Below are 17,523 nucleotides of genomic sequence, written 5' to 3'. Positions count from 1 at the left end.
GACCTCTCGGGGTGGTACGCGAACTTCATCGCCCACTTTGGAAAAGGGGGCGAGCGCCCGGCGTTGGTTCGTTTCGATGCAAAGAATCGGAGCGCGGGGGATTCGCTCTTTCCACACGGCGCGGTGCGCTTGGAGGAAAAGCGAATCCCCCCCTAGCCCCCCTTTTTCAAAGGGGGGAACGCATTCAGGCGATCGGGAGGTACTGCCAGGCAGGTCGCCTTTATGAGGCAATGCATACAAGCGACCTGAGGGAACGCAACTGCTCCGCGCAACCCCGCCACCGCGCGACTCAAACCGCCGCGCGCACCGCCGCCGCAAGACTGTCGAGGGTGTTCTGCATCAGCGTCGCATCGTCGGCTTCGACAGTCACGCGCACTACCGGCTCGGTGCCGGAAGGTCGCAGGAACGCGCGGCCATGACCGGCGACGGCCGCTTCGGCTTGTTTCAAGGCGTCCTTGACCGACACCGCTTCGGTTGGCTTGGACGTCCCCTCGAAACGCACGTTGACGGTCTTCTGCGGCACCCGGCTCAATCCGTCCAGCGCCTGGCGCAAGGTCAGGCCGGTGCGGCCCAGCACTTCCAGTACCTGCAAGGCGCTGACGATGCCGTCGCCGGTGCTGGTACGGTCCAGACACAACAGATGACCGGAGGCTTCGCCGCCGAGGGTGCCGCCGTGCGCGATCAACTGCTGATGCACGTAGCGGTCGCCGACCTTGGCGCGCAGGAACCCGATGCCGCGCTGTTCGAACGCGCGCTCCAGGCCGTAGTTGGTCATCAAGGTGCCGACCACCGGGCCTTGCAGGCGACCGCTGCGCTGCCAGTCGGTCGCCAGCACGTACAGCAGATCGTCGCCGTCGCAGATGCGCCCTTCGCCGTCGACGAACAGCACCCGGTCGCCGTCGCCGTCGAAGGCGATGCCCAGATCGGCGCCAGTGGCCTGGACGCGTTCGACCAGGGTCTGCGGATGAGTCGAGCCAACCCCGTCGTTGATGTTCAAGCCATTGGGATCGATGCCGATCGCATCCACGCGCGCGCCGAGTTCGCGCAGCACCAGCGGGCCGGTCTGATAGGTCGCGCCGTTGGCGCAATCCATCGCGATACGCATGCCGCTGAGGTCGAAACCGCGCGGCACCGAGTTCTTGCACGCTTCCAGATAGCGGCCGATCGCGTCGCGGGTGCGCACGGCCTTGCCGAGGCGTTCGGAGTCGACGGTGCGGAACGGTTCTTCCAGCGCGGCTTCGATCGCCAGTTCGGTTTCGTCGTCGAGCTTTTCGCCCTCGGCCGAGAAGAACTTGATGCCGTTGTCGTAATGCGGATTGTGCGAAGCCGAGATCACGATGCCGCCGTCGGCGCGCAGCGAACGGGTCAGGTGCGCGACCGCCGGGGTCGGCATCGGCCCCATCAATTGCACGTCCACGCCGGCGGCGACCAGCCCGGCTTCGAGCGCGGCCTCGAACATGTAGTTCGAGATGCGCGTGTCCTTGCCGATGATGACCATCGGGTTGCGCCAACCGCGCCGGATCAGCGCGTGGCCGTAAGCGTTGCCAAGGCGCAGGACGAAATCGGCGGAGATCGCGCCTTCGCCCACGCGTCCGCGGATGCCGTCGGTACCAAAATATTTACGAGTCATGTGTTTGGTTCGGGAATAGTGAATCGGGAATGGGGAATCAAAGCCGGGCGGCGCGGTACGGCGTGGTGCCGTCGGGGGATCGCCGCAGTCCGAGTTTGCCGCATGCCGCATGCGCTACGGTGCCGCGCGGCTGAACGAGGTCGCTTAGCGCTTCCGGGTTCACAGTTCCTTGGGTGATGCGGGAGGGGGAATCGAGGATGGGGAATCGAAAAAGCCAAAGCGCGAGTTGCGGCTTTGGCTTTGGTTTTTCCGATTCCCGATTCCCCACTCCCGATTCCCGTCGAAGCGGCCGTCAGGCCGCTTCGACATCGTCCTCGGGCTGCGGCTGCTTCATCATCATCGCCAGCAGATGGGCGAGACGATCGCGCAGTTCGCGCCGGTCGCAGATCTGGTCGACCGCGCCGTGATCGACCAGGAATTCGCTGCGCTGGAAGCCTTCGGGCAGTTTTTCGCGCACGGTCTGCTCGATCACGCGCGGGCCGGCGAAGCCGATCAGCGCCTCGGGCTCGGCCATGTTGATGTCGCCGAGCATCGCGAACGAGGCCGACACGCCACCGGTGGTCGGATGGGTCATCACCGAGATGTACGGCAGGCCCGCCGCGCGCAGGCGGCCGAGCGCGGCCGAGGTCTTGGCCATCTGCATCAGCGAGAACAGGCTTTCCTGCATGCGCGCGCCGCCGCTGGCGGAGAAGCACACGAACGGGCTGCCGATCTGCAGCGCGGTCTCGGCGCCGAGGGTGAAGCGTTCGCCGACCACCGAGCCCATCGAGCCGCCCATGAAGGCGAAGTCGAACGAGGCGGCGACCAGCGGCCGCTGCTTGAGCGTGCCGCGCATCGCGATCAGCGCGTCGCGCTCGCCGGTGGCTTTCTGCGCGGCCTTGATCCGTTCGGAGTACTTCTTCTGGTCCTTGAACTTGAGCACGTCGACCGGGCCCAGTTCGGCGCCGATCTCGACCGTGCTGCCCGGGTCGAACAGCGCGTTCAGGCGGACCCGGCCGCGGATCGGCATGTGGAAGCTGCACTTCGGGCAGACCTCGAGGTTTTCCTCGAGCTCGGGGCGGTACAGCACGGCGCCGCAGCGGTCGCACTTCTCCCACAGACCCTCGGGCACGCTGCGCCGCTTGGCCGCGACCGTTTCGGTGCGGATGCCGGACGGCATGAGTTTCTTTAGCCACGACATGCGTTGGGGGTTTCCTATTCAAACGTGTTCAGGCGGTCCCGATGCTGCGGACCGGAGCGCCGCGAGCCATGCTCGCCGGCACGTAATGGGTTCAGTCTAACGCAGCCGGCCGCGGCGCCCGCCGCGCCCGCATTCAGCCGGCGGCGCCGTCCAGGGCCTGACGCAGCGGCGCGAGGAACGCAGTTGCCGCCTGCGCCGCCGCCGCGGCATCAGAGGTTTCGGCCAGCATCGCGACCAGCGCGCTGCCGACCACGACGCCGTCGGCCTCGCGCGCCATGGTCGCGGCGCTGGCGGCGTCCTTGATCCCGAAACCGGCCACCACCGGCACCTTGCTGCGCGCGCGGATGCGGTGCAGGCGGTCGTTGGCCGCGCCGGTGTCGAGCAGGTCGGCCGCGCCGGTCACGCCGGCGAAGCTGACGTAGTACAGATAGCCCTGCGCGTCGTCGCACAGCAGGGCGATGCGTTCTTCGGTGGTGGTCGGCGAGGCCAGCAGGATCAGCGCCAGTCCGGCCGCGGCGAAGGCCGCGCGCAGTTCGGCGGCTTCTTCCGGCGGCAGGTCGACCAGCAGCACGCCATCGACGCCGGCTGCGACCGCGTCGTCGGCGAAGCGGGTCGAACCGCGGATCTCGATCGGATTCAAATAACCCATCAGCACCACCGGCGTCTCGGCGTCGCGCGCGCGGAACTCGCGCACCGCTTCGAGCACCCAGCTCAATCCGGCGCCGCGCGCGATCGCGCGCTCGGAACTGCGCTGGATGGTCGGGCCGTCGGCCATCGGATCGGAGAACGGCACCCCGAGTTCGATCACGTCGGCGCCCGCCTCGACCAGCGCGTGCATGACCGGCACCGTCGCTTCCAGCGACGGATCGCCGGCGGTGACGAACGGGATCAGGGCCTTGCGGCCGGCGGCGTGCAGTTGTTGGAACTTCGCGTCGATTCGGTTCATGCGTTGGTCAAAGCTTCTGCTTTAAGCCCCTCTCCCGCATGCGGGAGAGGGGTTGGGGTGAGGGGTCCGGCGGAGCGGTGACGACTCGGTTGGAGCGCCGATCTCATGCTTATGTCGCTGTCGCAGCTTCGTTGCTTCCCTCATCCGCCCTTCGGGCACCTTCTCCCGCAAGCGGGAGAAGGGAATCAGCAAGCGTGTTGAGTGGCGACAATCAGAAGTGCAAGCCTTCGCGCCCGGCGATGGTATGCACGTCCTTGTCGCCGCGGCCGGACAGGTTGCAAAGCACCACCTGGTCTTTCGGCATCGTGCGCGCGAGCTTGATCGCCTGCGCGATCGCGTGGCTCGACTCGAGCGCGGCCAGGATGCCTTCGGTGCGCGCCAGGGTGCGGAACGCGTCGAGCGCTTCCTCGTCGGTGATGCCGAGGTACTCAGCGCGGCCGGTGTCTTTCAGGAACGCATGCTCGGGGCCGACGCCGGGGTAATCCAGGCCCGCGGAGACCGAATGGGTCTCGATGATCTGGCCGTCGTCGTCGCACAGCACATAGGTGCGGTTGCCGTGCAGCACACCCGGACGTCCGGCGGCGAGCGAGGCGGCGTGACGGCCGGTGTCGATGCCGTCGCCGGCCGCTTCGGCGCCGACGATGCGCACCGAGGGATCGTTCAAGAACGCATGGAACAGGCCGATCGCATTGCTGCCGCCGCCGACGCAGGCGGTGATCGCATCGGGCAGGCGGCCGTATTCGGCCAGCATCTGCGCCCTCGCCTCGCGGCCGACCACGGCGTTGAAGTCGCGGACCATGCGCGGGTACGGATCGGGACCGGCGACGGTGCCGATGATGTAGAAGGTGTCGCGCACGTTGGTGACCCAGTCGCGCATCGCTTCGTTGAGCGCGTCCTTGAGCGTCTGCGAACCGCTGGTCACCGGCACCACGGTCGCGCCGAGCAGCTTCATGCGGTAGACGTTGATCTTCTGCCGCTCGATGTCGGTCGCGCCCATGTAGACCACGCATTCCAGGCCAAGGCGCGCGGCCACGGTGGCGCTGGCGACGCCGTGCTGGCCGGCGCCGGTCTCGGCGATGATCCGGGTCTTGCCCATGCGGCTGGCCAGCAGGGCCTGGCCGATGGTGTTGTTGATCTTGTGCGCGCCGGTGTGATTGAGGTCTTCGCGCTTGAGCAGGATCTGCGCGCCACCGACTTCGTCGCTCAGGCGCTGGGCGTGATAGATCGGGCTCGGCCGGCCGACGTAATGGGCCAGGTCGTTTTCGAATTCCTTGATGAAGGCCGGGTCGACGCGCGCGGCGTCGTAGGCCTTGGCCAGTTCCTCGATCGGCGCGATCAGGGTCTCTGCGACGAAGCGTCCGCCGTAGCGGCCGAAGTGGCCGTTGGCGTCGGGATAGGCATGGAAGTCGATAGGCGGGGCGATCGGTTCGGCGGACATCGGCTGGCGTTCGTTCGGCAGACGCCACGCGGCGCGCGGCGGAAGCGCCAGTTTAGGGCATCGCGGCGCCGACCGTACGCATCGAGGCGTGCCGGAATGGGCCGCGCGGTCGGGTTGTGATCGGGTGGGCAGGCGTGGATTCCTACCGACGCCTCGCTTTCGAAGCGCGAACGTATCCAGAAAGACCGCGCAGTTGGCCTGTCGTCGCGGCCCGCGAACTTCATCGCCCACTTTGGAAAAGGGGGCGCGCGCCCGGCGTCGGTAGGTTTCGACGCGAAGAATTGGAGCGCGGGGGATTCGCTTTTATTCGCACAACGCGGCGCGCTTGAGGGTGAAAGCGAATCCCCCCTAGCCCCCCTTTTCCAAAGGGGGGAATGCATTCGGGCAATCGGGGAGGTCGCACGAACTCCATCGCCCACTTTGGAAAAGGGGGCGAGCGCCCGGCGGCGGTGCGTTTCGATGCGAAGAATTGGAGCGCGGGGGATTCGCTTTTACTCGCGTGACGCGGTGTGCTTGAGGGCAAAAGCGAATCCCCCCTGCCCCCCTTTTTCAAAGGGGGGAAAAGCAGTTGCGGCGATATCGTGCCCGCGCCCCTCAATCGACGTGGCAATCGGCCTTGCGCACTTGTTCGACGAAATGACGCATCTTGTCGCCGTCCTTCAAACCCGGCGCGCTCTCGATGCCGCTGGACACGTCCACGCCCCAGGGCAAGGTCGCCAGGATCGCTTCGAACACGTTGTCCGGGGTGATCCCGCCGGCCAGCACGAAGGGTTTCTGCACGCCGACCGGAATGCGCTTCCAGTCGAAGGTCTTGCCGCTGCCGCCGCTGCCGCCGCGGGCATGGCTGTCGAACAGGAAGCCGGCCGCGCCCGGGTAGCGCATATGCAGCGCCGAGGGGTGCTGGTCGGCGAGTTCGCCGCCCATCGGGATCGCTTTCAGGTACGGCACGCCGAAGCCGCGGCAGAACGCGTCGTCCTCGTTGCCGTGGAACTGCAGCAGGCTCGGCCGGACCTGGCGCACGACTTCGCGCACCTCGTCGACCGGGTTGTCGCTGAACAAGGCGACCGCGTCGACCAGCGGCGCCAGGGCCTGGCGCATCGCGCGCGCTTCCTCGGGCGCGACCCGGCGCTTGCTGCCGGCGGCGAACACGAAGCCGATCGCGTCGGCGCCGAGCTCGCAGGCCAAGCGCACGTCGCCGGGACGGGTGAAACCACAGAATTTGATACGGGTACGGAACAGGGTACGGGGCTGGCTCAAAGGGTGACCTCGGCAGGCAACTGACACTCGACGGGGTAGCGCGGCCCGACGAACACCAAGCCCGACGAGGGCGCCGTCGGGCCGGCGACCGTGCGGTCGCGACCGGCCAGCAACTCGGCGATCCAGGTTTCAGGTTGTTCGCCGCGGCCGACCAGCAGCAAGCTTCCAACAATGTTGCGCACCATATGGTGAAGAAAGGCATTCGCCTGCACTTCCATCTCCACCACCTCGCCGTCGCGGCGCAGGCCGATGTGCTGCAGATCGCGGCGCGCGTGCGGGGCTTGGCAGTGCACGGTGCGGAATGCGGAGAAGTCGTGTTCACCCAGCAGGGCCTGGGCGGCGCGGTGCATGGCGTCGGCGTCGAGCGGGCGCCGCTCCCAGGTCAGGTACTGGCGTTGCAGGGCCGGCCGCACCGGCCGGTTGAGGATGCGGTAGCGGTAGCGGCGCGAGCGCGCCGAGAACCGCGCATGGAAGCCGGGCGCGACCGGCACGCACCAGCGCACGCACACCGACGGCGGCAGCCGCGAGGTGGTGCCCAGCACCCAGCCGCGCGGCTCGCGTTCGACCGGGCTGTCGAAATGCACGACCTGGCAGGCCGCGTGGACCCCCGAATCGGTGCGTCCGGCGCAGGTCACGTCGATCGGCGCGCCGGCGACGAAGCTCAGCGCCTGCTCCAGGGTGGTCTGCACGGTCGCTTCGCCGCGCAGGTCCGGCTCGCCGGGGCGCACCAGGCGCTGCCAACCGGAGTATTCGCTGCCGTCGTATTCCACGCCCAGGGCGTAGCGGCGCACCGCTGCGCCGCCGTCGCTGGTCTGAGACTGTTGCTGCTCTACCGCCATCGGTCGTTGCCCTGCCCGCTCGCCGCGCTGATGCGCTTCAGCTGGACGCCTCGATCTCGCGCAGCAGGCGCGCGGCCTGCTGACGGGCGGCGTGGTCGCCGTTGATCAGCACCTCGCCGAGCAACTGACGGGCGCTGCTTTGATCGCCCAGGTCGAGGTAGGCGCGGGCGAGTTCGATGCGCTCCTGACCGGGATTGGTCTGGCCCGGGTTGGCCGGAGTCTGATTGGCTTGAGCCGGCGCAGCCGCAGCGGCGACGGCCGCCGCGGGCGCAACCGCCGGTTCGACCCGTGCCGGGGCCGCGCCGCTGCGCGCCGCGCTGGTACCGACTTCGCCGGAATGCCAGGTCGGCACCTTGGCCGTGTTTTGCGGCTCGGCCTTCGGCGCGGTCCAGAACGGCGCGCTGGCCGGTTCTTCGGCGACCGTCGAGGCAGCGGCCGGGACCGGATCGGCCGGCTTGGCCGGGCTGTCGGTCTCGGATTCGCCGAGCAATTGCGCGACCGGATCAATCACCGGCGCGGCCGGTTCGGGGCGGCGGCGCAGCGAATCGACCGGATCGGCCAGCGGCGCGGAACGCTCGCTCGCCACGTCCGCGCCCGGCAGCGGCGCGCGGAACGCCGGCTTCTTCGGTTCGCGCCGGCTCATCACCCAGCCGCCGACCAGCAACGCCAACACGCCCAGACCGCCGAAGATCCACGGCAGTGGCGAACCGCCGTCGCTGCGCGCCTGCTGTTCGGCCAGACGCTGCTGGCTCGCGGCCAGCTCGCTGTCCTTCATCGCGATCAGCTTCTGCTGCTTGCTCTGCAACTGCTCCAGATCGGCGACCTTGCTCTTGAGCTCGGCCAGTTCCTGCTCGCGCGCGGCGAGGGTCTCGGTGGTCTGTTGATTGTCCTGACGGACCATGTCGCCCTCGCCTCCGGCGCTGATGCCGGACTGTGCCCCGGCCTGGGTCGCGCGGCTGGCGCCCGGCGGAACGATTTCCAAACGTGCGTCGTCGCTGCGCGCCGCGCCGGGCGCGTTGGCCGCCGGCGCGACCGGCGCCTTGGCGACCGCGTCCGACTCCAGCCCGATCGGCTGCGGCACCGGCGCGCTGGCCACGCCCTGGCGCCACTGCTGCACCTGGACCCGGACCAGCTCGCTGGCTTCGCGCGGATCGAGCGTGGCCAATTGATGGGTGGGCGGCAGGCGCAGCACCGCGCCCTGCCTGAGCCGGTTGATGTTGTTGCCGATGAACGCCTCGGGGTTGGCCCGCAGCAAGGCGATCATGGTCTGGTTGAGCGTGTGCGGGCCGCTCAGGCCGGCGGCGATGCCCGACAGGGTCTGTCCGCCCTGCACGGTGATGTCGCCTTCGGCGGCGACCTTGGGCGCGGCCGCGACCGGGCGCGGTTCGCGCGGCTCACGCGGAATCTTGCCGGCATTGGGACGTTGCGGCGCCGGTTGCGCCGGCGCGGCGGGGACCGGATCGGCCTCGACCGCGATCGGTTCGGCCGGCAACGGCTGCGCCTGCGGCTCGCCCGGCGCGATCACGCTGCCGGGGTCGTAGCGGTCGAGCTGGTTTTCCACCGCCAGCGGATCGGTCGCCGCCGGCTGCGCGCCGAACGGCAGCGGCGCGTCCAGCGGGCGTTCGATGGTGTTGGGGTTGGCGCCGGTCGCGGACTGGATCGGCGGCTGCATCGGCGCGGACACCGTGCGCGGCGCGTCGATCAGCGCCGAGTACTCGCGAGTCAGGCGGCCCTGACCCCAATCGACTTCGATCAGGAAGGTCAGCGCCGGCTGGGTGACCGGCTGGGTGCTGGTGACGCGGATTACCGGCTTGCCGGCGGCGTCCAACGCCAGGGTGAAGCGCAGGTCGGTGACGATGCCCTGCGGCGCGTCCAGGCCGATGCGGCGGAAGGTTTCCGGCGAGGCCAGGCCGGCGCGCAACTGCGCCAGTTCCTCCGGTCCGGTGGAAATCACCGGGATCTCCGCCAGCAAGGGTTGGCCCGCGCGCGACTTGACCTCGATCTGGCCCAGACCCAGCGCGCAGGCCGCTCCGCTGGCCAGAGCCAGCGCCAGAGCCAGGGCGGTGCGTGCGAAACCCGATCTCACGGACGACATCTTGCGGACGATCCCCATTAACCCAAAGTCAGGCGGCGACTCTAGCGGTCCGCGGGCGTGATGCGCAACGCGGAGTGAAGATTTCGTTGCGAACGCCGGGCAATCCAGGCATCGCGGCGCGGTTTTGTCGGCGGCGATCACGCTATCGCAACGCGGTCACATGCGGTGCATCGAAGTCCGCGCGGGCGCGGCGTCGCCATCACCGACATTAATAAGATAGCGCCGCAAACAAGATCGGGCCCCGCGGGGCCCGATCTTCAATCACGACAGCGAGCCTCAGCGGGGGCCCTGGCGATCAGCGCTCGTTCCAGACCAGCTCGGCCAGTTGCACCGCATTGGTCGCCGCGCCCTTGCGGATGTTGTCCGACACCACCCACAGCGACAGCCCGCGCGGGTGCGAGATGTCCTCGCGGATGCGGCCGACGAACACCGGGTCCTGCCCGGAGGCGTGGGTGACCGGGGTCGGATAGCCGCCGTTGACCGGTTCGTCGACCACCACCACGCCCGGCGCCTTTTCCAGCAGCGCGCGCGCGTCGGCGGCCGAGAGCTTGTCGCGGGTCTCGATATGCACCGCCTCGGAATGGCCGTAGAACACCGGCACCCGCACCACGGTCGCGTTGACCCCGATGCTGTCGTCGCCGAGGATCTTGCGGGTCTCCCAGACCAGTTTCATTTCCTCGGTGGTGTAGCCGTTGTCGGTGAAGTCGCCGCCGTGCGGGATCACGTTGAAGGCGATCTGCACCGGATACACCTGCGGATCGATCTGCTGGAAGCTCAGCAGCGCGGCGGTCTGCTTACCGAGTTCTTCCATCGCGCGCTTGCCGGTGCCCGACACCGACTGATAGGTCGCCACGTTGATGCGCTCGATCTTGGCCTGACGGTGGATCGGCGCCAGCGCGACCAGCATCTGCATGGTCGAGCAGTTCGGATTGGCGATGATCCCGCGCGGGCGGTTCTTCGCCGCTTCGGGATTGACCTCGCTGACCACCAGCGGCACGTCGTCGTCGTAGCGGAACGCCGAGGAGTTGTCGATCACCACCGCGCCGGCCGCGGCGAACTTGGGCGCGTATTCCTTCGACACCGAACCGCCGGCCGAAAACAACGCGATGTCCACGCCGCTCGGATCGAACTTCGCCAGATCCTCGACCACGATGGTTTTGCCTTCGTACTCGAGTTTTTCTCCCGCCGAGCGTTCGCTCGCCAACACATGCAGCGTGCCGATCGGAAATTTGCGCTCGGCCAGCACCTTCAGCATGGTTTCACCGACCGCGCCGGTAGCACCGACCACGGCGACATTGCAGGACGTCTTGGCGTTCATCTGTTCTCAGTTACCTGACTTGTGGGGACCGCCGGACCCATTTCCGGCGGTTTGAAGCGGGGATTCGGGATTGGGGATTGGGGATTCGCAAAAGCACGTTCGCTTTCGAGGTATCCGCTTTCCAATCCCGAATCCCTAATCTCGAATCTCGGCATTCAACAGCGACGGCGGCTTGCCGGCATTCGGGCCATGGCCCAACGCAGCGATCAGATTGTCGACCGCCAACGCCACCATCGCCCGGCGCGTGGCCAGACTGCCGCTGGCGATATGCGGGGTCAGCACCACCCGGCGCTGTTCGAGCAAGCGTGGATTGAGCCTGGGCTCGCCTTCATAGACATCCAGCCCGGCCGCGGCCAATCGCCCTTGTTCGAGCGCGTCGCACAGCGCATTCTCGTCGACGATGCCGCCGCGCGCGATATTGGTCAGCGTCGCATGCGCCTGCATCTTCGCCAGCGCCGCCGCGTCGATCAGATGATGCGACTGCGGCGAATACGGCAGCACCAGGATCAGGTGATCGGCGTGCGCGAGCAGATCGTCGAAGCCGACGTATTCGGCGCAATGCAGGCGTTCCACCGTCGCCGCCAGGCGGGTGCGGTTGTGGTACATCACGCGCATGCCGAAACCGGTCGCGCGTCGCGCGATCGCCTGGCCGATCCGGCCCATGCCGAGAATGCCCAGGGTCGAACCGTGCACGTCGCCGCCGAGCAGGCTGTCGAAACTCCAGCGCTGCCAGTGGCCTTCGCGCAACCAGCGTTCGGCCTCGGAAATCCGCCGCGCGGTCGCCATCATCAGCGCCCAGCCGAAATCGGCGGTGGTCTCGGTCAACACGTCGGGCGTGTTGGTGGCGAGGATGCCGGCCGCGCTCAGCGCCGGCAGGTCGAGATTGTTGTAGCCGACGCCGACGTTGGCGATCGCGCGCAGGCGGGTGGCGCCGGCGATCTGCGCCGCGCCGATCGGATCGTTGAGCGTGACCAGCGCGCCGTCGGCCTCACGCAGCGCGGCGGCGACGGCCTCGGGTGCGTGCTGGGTCACCGCGGTCGTCGCCGACACCTCGAAATACTGGCCCAGCCGCGCGATCACATCGTCGAACAGCGGCTGCGACACCCATACGCGCGGACGCTCAGTCATCGTGGCCGGACTCGTGGCGGTCGAAACCGGGGTCGGCGGGAATGCGCGGGGTGATCGTGCCGACGTCGCCGCACTGGGCGCGATGGCGCAGCGCCTGATCGATCAACACCAGGGCGACCATCGCCTCGCAGATCGGGGTGGCGCGGATGCCGACGCAGGGGTCGTGCCGGCCCGTGGTGATCACATCGACTTCGTTGCCGTGGATGTCGACGCTGCGACCGGGCAGGCGCAGGCTGGACGTCGGCTTGAACGCGGTCGAACAGCGCAGTTGCTGGCCAGTGCTGATGCCGCCGAGGATGCCGCCGGCATGGTTGCTGGCGAAGCCGCGCAGCGAGATCTCGTCGCGATGCGCACTGCCCTTGGACGCGACCGAGGCGAAGCCGTCGCCGATCTCCACGCCCTTGACCGCATTGATGCTCATCAACGCCGCCGCCAACTCGCCGTCGAGCTTGCCGTAGATCGGCTCGCCCCAACCCGGCGGCACGTTGTCGGCGATCACGTCGACGCGCGCGCCGACCGAGTCGCCGGACTTGCGCAGCGCGTCCATGTAGGTTTCCAGCTCGGCGACCTGGGCCGCGTCCGGCCAGAAGAACGGATTGCCTTCCACCACCGCCAAGTCGTACGCGTTCGGCACGACTTCGCCGATCTGCGACATGAAGCCGCGCACGACCACGCCGAAGCGTTCGGCCAGCCACTTCTTGGCGATCACGCCGGCGGCCACGCGCATGGTGGTCTCGCGCGCCGAGGAGCGCCCGCCGCCGCGCGGGTCGCGCAGGCCGTATTTCTGCCAATAGCTGTAGTCGGCATGGCCGGGACGGAATTGTTCGGCGATCGAACCGTAGTCCTTGCTGCGCGCGTCGGTGTTGCGGATCAGCAGCCCGATCGGGGTGCCGGTGGTGCGGCCTTCGAACACGCCGCTGAGGATTTCGATGTCGTCGGTCTCGCGCCGCGCCGAGGTGTGGCGGGTCTTGCCGGTGGCGCGGCGGTCCAGATCGCGACGGAAATCTTCCGGCGCGATCGACAGCCCCGGCGGACAACCGTCGACCACGCAACCGATCGCCGGGCCGTGGCTTTCGCCGAAGGTCGTCACGGTGAAGAGCTTTCCGAAGCTGTTGCTGGACACGACGGGTTTCCTGGTACGTGCCGGTCGCGGCCGGCGTGTGGGGCGAGGAGAATGTTCGGTGCTGCGCGTGTGCTTTTTATGAAGTGGGTCGTGGCTTGCGCTTGCGTCGCGCTTGTCGCTTCGATGGTATGACGCGGCGTTCGCTTGTGGAAATGAGCATTGTTGCGGGCTCGGAACCACGGTTGATGCAATCGCGGCGGCTGGCGTTGGCCCTCACCCCGGCCCTCTCCCGCAAGCGGGAGAGGGAGCGGTGCATCGGTGCTTGAAGCAGCGCGAAGACTGGGTTCGCCGCGTTTCAGCTCCCTCTCCCGCTTGCGGGAGAGGGTTGGGGTGAGGGCCGAACGCTAAAGCGATGAACGCTTCCGCCAACACCCGCAAACCACTATCGCGAACGTACCACCGACCCAAGCCACGATAGCCGACATGCCCGGTTTCCGCTGTAACGAAGGTCCCACGCGCATCCGCCACGGAGGCTGAAACCCGCGGGCATTCGTCGGAAATTCGCTTCCGGCGCTCACCCGCTCGCGACAGACCCGCTAACCGCAGGCCCACCGGCAACAGATAAGTTCCGACCGGCTTGGCGCCGGGACGTAACGCTGGCGATCAGCGCAACGCGCGGCGCTGCGAAAGGCGCGATCCGCCTTTCGCTACCGGCCGCCGACGCGCGTGGCTCAGGCTCGCGCGTCGGCGAGCCGTTTGATCGTGTCGTGGTGTTCGACCAGGTCGTGGCGCTCGGCCACGAAGATGCCCATCTGGCCGACCTTGAATTCGACCCAGGCCAGCGGCAACTGCGGCAGCAGTTCGACCAATGCGCGCTCGGCCTCGCCGACTTCGCAGATCAGCACGCCGTGTTCGCTGAGGTGATCGGGCGCGTCGCGCAGGATCTTCAGCGCCAGGTCCAGGCCGTCGTCGCCGGCGCGCAGGCCCAGTTCGGGCTCGTGCGAATACTCGCGCGGCAGCGCGTCGGTTTCGTCGTTGGTCACGTACGGCGGGTTAGTCACGATCAGATCGAAGACCTCGCCCCGCAGGCCCTGGAACAGGTCGGACTTGCGCAGTTCGACGTTGCCGGTGTGCAGGCGTTCCTTGTTCTCGGCCGCCAGCGACAGCGCCGCGTCGTTGATGTCGGCGCCGATCACCTGCCAATCGGGGTGGTAATGCGCGGTGGCGATGGCGATGCAGCCCGAACCGGTGCACAGGTCCAGCGCGCGCTCGACCTCGCGCCCACCGAGCCAGGGCTCGAAGCCGGACTCGATCAGTTCGGCGATCGGCGAACGCGGCACCAGGGCGCGGCTGTCGCTCTTGAAGCTCAGGCCAGCGAACCAGGCTTCGCCGGTCAGGTAAGCGGCCGGGATGCGCTCGCCGATGCGGCGTTCGAACAGCGCCAGCACCGCATCCTTCTCCTCGCTGGTGACCTTGCCCTGGCCGTAGACCGGGCTGAGGTCGTGCGGCAGGTGCAGCGCGTGCAGGACCAGTTGGGTGGCCTCGTCCAGGGCATTGTCGTAGCTGTGGCCGAAGGTCAGCCCGGCCGCGCTGAAGCGGCTGGCGCCGTAGCGGATCAGGTCGACGAGGGTCAGCGATTCGAAGGAGACGGGAGCGGGCACGGTGGGTCCAGGGCGAAACAAGGCGCGCAGTATACCGGCGGCAGGGGCGTTATCGCGGGGGTTGCGCGGTTTGGGGCGTTTTGGCTTGCGTTTGCGATGGTTTTCGCGGGGTTTGGGGAGGCGCGAACTTGTGATTCCTGGCTAAACCCACCCGACGGGTTCCCCCCTTTGGAAAAGGGGGGCCAGGGGGGATTCGCTTTTGGCTCGGAGTGCATCGTTTGTACGGTGCTAAAAGCGAATCCCCCCTGCCCCCCTTTTCCAAATGGGGGAAAAGCACGGGGTATCACGCCTTCGATTCTGCGGGCACAAGCAAACCCGCCTCGCCGGCCATCGCCGGTATCATGGCCCGGCACACACGCTGGAACCGCCATGTTCAATCGCACCACCGCCATCGTCCTCATCGCCGCGCTCGCCGCCGCGCTCGGCCTGTGGGCCTCGCAGAAGTATTTCGGCAGCGTGCGGCACGCGTCGCTGCCGCAGACCGAAGCGGTCCGCCTGATCGAACCGCTCCGCACCCTGCCCGCGTTCTCGCTGCGCCAGTCCGACGGCACCCAGCTGATTCCCGGCGAGCTCAAGGGCCACTGGACCCTGGTGTTCCTCGGCTTCACCCACTGCCCCGACGTGTGCCCGACCACCCTGGCGCAGATGTCGGTCGCACAGAAAGCCTGGGAATCGATTCCCGAAGCGACCCGGCCGCGGGTGCTGTTCGTCTCGGTCGATCCCGAGCGCGATACGCCCGACAAGATCGGCGAATACGCCCACGGCTTCCATAAGGACACCCTGGCCGCCACCGCCGATGTTCCGGCGCTGGAGAGCTTCGCCAAGTCGCTGAGCATGGTGTTCGCCAAGGTGCCGGCGCCCGACGGCGCCCCGGCGGACCAGTACACCCTCGATCACAGCGCCAGCATGGTCGTGCTCGATCCGCAGGGCCGCATGGCCGGGCTGCTGCGTCCGCCGTTCGACCCGAACGTGATCGCCAAGGACATGACCGTGCTGACGGAGGCCGCGCCTTGAGCCTCGTCACCACCCTCACCTACGTCCTGCCGCACCGGCTGATGTCGTCGCTCGCGCGCACGCTGGCCTATTCCGACAGCCCCGGCGTCAGCCGCTGGCTGATCGACACGGTGACGCGCAAGTTCGGCGTCGACCTGGGCGAAGCGGCCAACTCCGATCCGCGCTCGTACCCGACTTTCAATGCCTTCTTCACCCGCGCGCTCAAGCCCGGCGCGCGCGTGCCCGATCCCGATCCGCGCGTGCTGCTGATGCCGGCCGACGGCCGCATCAGCCAATGCGGGCCGATCCGCGACGGCGAGATCTTCCAGGCCAAGGGCCAGTCGTTCACCGCCACCGAACTGCTCGGCGGCGACGAAGCGGCGGCCGCGCCGTTCCGCGACGGCGTGTTCGCCACCGTGTACCTGTCGCCGAAGGACTACCACCGCGTGCACATGCCGTGGACCGGCACCCTGCGCGAAACCGTGCATGTCCCGGGCCGCTTGTTCAGCGTCGGCCCCGACGCGGTGCGCAACGTGCCGCGTTTGTTCGCGCGCAACGAGCGCCTGGTCTGCCACTTCGACACCGAGTTCGGGCCGATGGCGATGGTGATGGTCGGCGCGCTGCTGGTCTCGGGCGTGGAGACGGTCTGGAGCGGCGTGGAGATTCCGCGCTACGGCGACATCGTCACCACCAAGGACTATCGCGGCGAAACCATCACCCTGGAGCGTTTCGCCGAAATGGCCCGCTTCAATTACGGCTCGACCGTGATCGTGCTGCTGCCGCCGGGCGTGGCCGCGCTGGACGCCGGCCTGGGCGCGGAAACCGCGGTGCGCCTGGGCCAGGCCCTGGCCCGACGCAGCGACTGAACCCCATCAACGCTTCTCCTAAGGAAGGGACCATGCCATCGACCCACCGCCCGGCCCTGCGCCGGGCTTGCCTGAGCGCGACCGTCGCGTTACTGACTCTGGCCCTGGCCGCGTGCGGCAGCAAGAGCGAAACCGAACAACTGGCCGAACTGCGCGACGGCATCACCTACACCCAGTACCGCCGATTGTCCGAAAACGGCCTGCCCGGCGGCCTGACCGCGTACCAGAAAGGTCTGAAGTGGAGCGGCGAAAACTGGGCGAGCAACAATCCCACCGCCGACCTGCCCAAGGGCGATTTCAGCGAAGCCGACCTGTGCGTGGTGCATGTGCTGATGGCCTACGGCGCGCTGATCGCCAACAAGAACACCATCGCCCTGGCCGAAAGCGACATCGTCGAAGGCCAATCGTGCAGTGCGTTCAATCGCGCCGCGGCGACCTCGCTGCGCGCGGTGGTGTTCCAGCGCGAGCAATGGCCCGGACTGGCCAAGCTGGAGGGCGCGAAGGCCTGGGCGCTGCCGACGCAGGCCGGCGAAGATCTGCCGCCGGCCGAACACATGGTGGTGCTGCACGCGGCGCTGGCGTATTTCGCCGCCAGCGAGCAGGAATGGGAACGCGCGCAGGTGCATTTCGACGCGCTCGGCCATTTGCTGGGACAGCCGTGGTTCGCGCAGATACCGCCGGTCGGCATCGCATTCAAGGAAGGCCGCACCCGCGACGGCCTGAGCGCGCTGAAGAAACTCAGCGTCGATCCGACCGCGCCGACGGAAGTGCGCAAGGAACTGGTCGCGTTGATCGCGAAAGTCGAAGCCAAGGGCGGCGATGTCGATTCGGCGATCTTCATGCCGCGCCTGGTCGCGACCCTGACCTGGGAAATGATCGCCAGCGAAGGCCCGCAACTGCTGCGCACCGCCACCGGTTTCGCCGAGGAGCAGGCCGATTGGGCGGCGCTGAGCGGTTCGGTCAAGGATGGCACCGGCAAGGCCAAGGCCACCGCGGCGCAATGGTGGAACAAGGCGCGCGAGGCGGTGGCGCCCGCGGATGGGGCCGCGAAGGACGCGGGCGAAGAGACTAAAAAGCGGGATCGGGATTAGGCAATCGAGAGTCGGATG

14 protein-coding genes are annotated in these 17,523 nt (G+C 68.0%); 3 read left to right on the top strand and 11 right to left on the bottom strand.

Annotated features, from left to right (window positions below):
- Positions 1 to 289: 289 nt before the first annotated feature.
- From glmM to prmB, 11 genes are all read right to left on the bottom strand, one after another.
- Positions 290 to 1,630, bottom strand: coding sequence for a phosphoglucosamine mutase (gene glmM / locus ASD86_RS16125; protein WP_056112526.1), 1,341 nt, complete (start codon positions 1,628 to 1,630; stop codon positions 290 to 292).
- Positions 1,631 to 1,922: 292 nt separating this feature from the next.
- The gene (accD, locus tag ASD86_RS16120; protein ID WP_036115846.1) at positions 1,923 to 2,810 is read right to left on the bottom strand and encodes an acetyl-CoA carboxylase, carboxyltransferase subunit beta; all 888 of its coding nucleotides are present in this window, start codon (positions 2,808 to 2,810) and stop codon (positions 1,923 to 1,925) included.
- 133 nt (positions 2,811 to 2,943) lie between these two features.
- Positions 2,944 to 3,756 carry a tryptophan synthase subunit alpha gene (gene trpA / locus ASD86_RS16115; protein ID WP_056112523.1) on the bottom strand — a complete coding sequence of 271 codons (813 nt, stop codon included), beginning with the start codon at positions 3,754 to 3,756 and terminating at the stop codon, positions 2,944 to 2,946.
- 211 nt (positions 3,757 to 3,967) lie between these two features.
- Positions 3,968 to 5,194, bottom strand: a complete 1,227-nt coding sequence (trpB, locus tag ASD86_RS16110) for a tryptophan synthase subunit beta (RefSeq protein WP_056112520.1) — start codon at positions 5,192 to 5,194, stop codon at positions 3,968 to 3,970.
- 594 nt (positions 5,195 to 5,788) lie between these two features.
- Complete coding sequence (locus ASD86_RS16105) at positions 5,789 to 6,451, bottom strand: phosphoribosylanthranilate isomerase (protein WP_056112517.1); 663 nt, start codon at positions 6,449 to 6,451, stop codon at positions 5,789 to 5,791.
- Positions 6,448 to 7,290 carry a tRNA pseudouridine(38-40) synthase TruA gene (gene truA, locus ASD86_RS16100; RefSeq protein WP_056112514.1) on the bottom strand — a complete coding sequence of 281 codons (843 nt, stop codon included), beginning with the start codon at positions 7,288 to 7,290 and terminating at the stop codon, positions 6,448 to 6,450. Before truA ends, ASD86_RS16105 begins: the two co-directional genes overlap by 4 nt.
- A 37-nt stretch (positions 7,291 to 7,327) precedes the next feature.
- On the bottom strand, positions 7,328 to 9,385 hold the full coding sequence (locus ASD86_RS16095) for a FimV/HubP family polar landmark protein (protein WP_157476724.1): 2,058 nt from the start codon (positions 9,383 to 9,385) through the stop codon (positions 7,328 to 7,330).
- Between the two features lie 295 nt (positions 9,386 to 9,680).
- Positions 9,681 to 10,703 carry an aspartate-semialdehyde dehydrogenase gene (locus tag ASD86_RS16090; RefSeq protein ID WP_056112508.1) on the bottom strand — a complete coding sequence of 341 codons (1,023 nt, stop codon included), beginning with the start codon at positions 10,701 to 10,703 and terminating at the stop codon, positions 9,681 to 9,683.
- Between the two features lie 135 nt (positions 10,704 to 10,838).
- Complete coding sequence (locus tag ASD86_RS16085) at positions 10,839 to 11,831, bottom strand: D-glycerate dehydrogenase (protein ID WP_056112506.1); 993 nt, start codon at positions 11,829 to 11,831, stop codon at positions 10,839 to 10,841.
- Positions 11,824 to 12,954, bottom strand: a complete 1,131-nt coding sequence (gene aroC / locus ASD86_RS16080) for a chorismate synthase (RefSeq protein WP_056112504.1) — start codon at positions 12,952 to 12,954, stop codon at positions 11,824 to 11,826. The genes ASD86_RS16085 and aroC overlap by 8 nt, the downstream gene beginning before the upstream one ends.
- A gap of 671 nt (positions 12,955 to 13,625) precedes the next feature.
- Positions 13,626 to 14,555, bottom strand: coding sequence for a 50S ribosomal protein L3 N(5)-glutamine methyltransferase (gene prmB, locus ASD86_RS16075; RefSeq protein WP_056112501.1), 930 nt, complete (start codon positions 14,553 to 14,555; stop codon positions 13,626 to 13,628).
- A gap of 369 nt (positions 14,556 to 14,924) precedes the next feature.
- Between prmB and ASD86_RS16070 the strand changes: the two genes are divergently transcribed.
- From ASD86_RS16070 to ASD86_RS16060, 3 genes are read left to right on the top strand one after another with little or no spacing between them, the layout of a single operon-like run.
- The gene (locus ASD86_RS16070) at positions 14,925 to 15,569 is read left to right on the top strand and encodes an SCO family protein (RefSeq protein WP_056112497.1); all 645 of its coding nucleotides are present in this window, start codon (positions 14,925 to 14,927) and stop codon (positions 15,567 to 15,569) included.
- On the top strand, positions 15,566 to 16,414 hold the full coding sequence (asd, locus tag ASD86_RS16065) for an archaetidylserine decarboxylase (RefSeq protein ID WP_056112494.1): 849 nt from the start codon (positions 15,566 to 15,568) through the stop codon (positions 16,412 to 16,414). Before ASD86_RS16070 ends, asd begins: the two co-directional genes overlap by 4 nt.
- Positions 16,415 to 16,446: 32 nt before the next feature.
- The gene (locus ASD86_RS16060) at positions 16,447 to 17,505 is read left to right on the top strand and encodes a hypothetical protein (protein ID WP_056112490.1); all 1,059 of its coding nucleotides are present in this window, start codon (positions 16,447 to 16,449) and stop codon (positions 17,503 to 17,505) included.
- The last annotated feature ends 18 nt before the right edge of the window (positions 17,506 to 17,523 follow it).

Origin of the sequence: Lysobacter sp. Root690 (assembly GCF_001427785.1) — a bacterium.
Classification (GTDB): domain Bacteria; phylum Pseudomonadota; class Gammaproteobacteria; order Xanthomonadales; family Xanthomonadaceae; genus Lysobacter.
The sequence above is the reverse complement of the archived record's forward strand: the minus strand, read 5'-3'. Positions and strand labels throughout refer to the sequence as shown.

Excerpts from the sequence above, each read along its gene's own strand:
- glmM (WP_056112526.1), bottom strand. The coding sequence starts at position 1,630 with ATGACTCGTAAATATTTTGGTACCGACGGCATCCGCGGACGCGTGGGC.
- accD (WP_036115846.1), bottom strand. The coding sequence starts at position 2,810 with ATGTCGTGGCTAAAGAAACTCATGCCGTCCGGCATCCGCACCGAAACG.
- trpA (WP_056112523.1), bottom strand. The coding sequence starts at position 3,756 with ATGAACCGAATCGACGCGAAGTTCCAACAACTGCACGCCGCCGGCCGC.
- trpB (WP_056112520.1), bottom strand. The coding sequence starts at position 5,194 with ATGTCCGCCGAACCGATCGCCCCGCCTATCGACTTCCATGCCTATCCC.
- truA (WP_056112514.1), bottom strand. The coding sequence starts at position 7,290 with ATGGCGGTAGAGCAGCAACAGTCTCAGACCAGCGACGGCGGCGCAGCG.
- ASD86_RS16095 (WP_157476724.1), bottom strand. The coding sequence starts at position 9,385 with ATGTCGTCCGTGAGATCGGGTTTCGCACGCACCGCCCTGGCTCTGGCG.
- ASD86_RS16090 (WP_056112508.1), bottom strand. The coding sequence starts at position 10,703 with ATGAACGCCAAGACGTCCTGCAATGTCGCCGTGGTCGGTGCTACCGGC.
- ASD86_RS16085 (WP_056112506.1), bottom strand. The coding sequence starts at position 11,831 with ATGACTGAGCGTCCGCGCGTATGGGTGTCGCAGCCGCTGTTCGACGAT.
- ASD86_RS16070 (WP_056112497.1), top strand. The coding sequence starts at position 14,925 with ATGTTCAATCGCACCACCGCCATCGTCCTCATCGCCGCGCTCGCCGCC.
- ASD86_RS16060 (WP_056112490.1), top strand. The coding sequence starts at position 16,447 with ATGCCATCGACCCACCGCCCGGCCCTGCGCCGGGCTTGCCTGAGCGCG.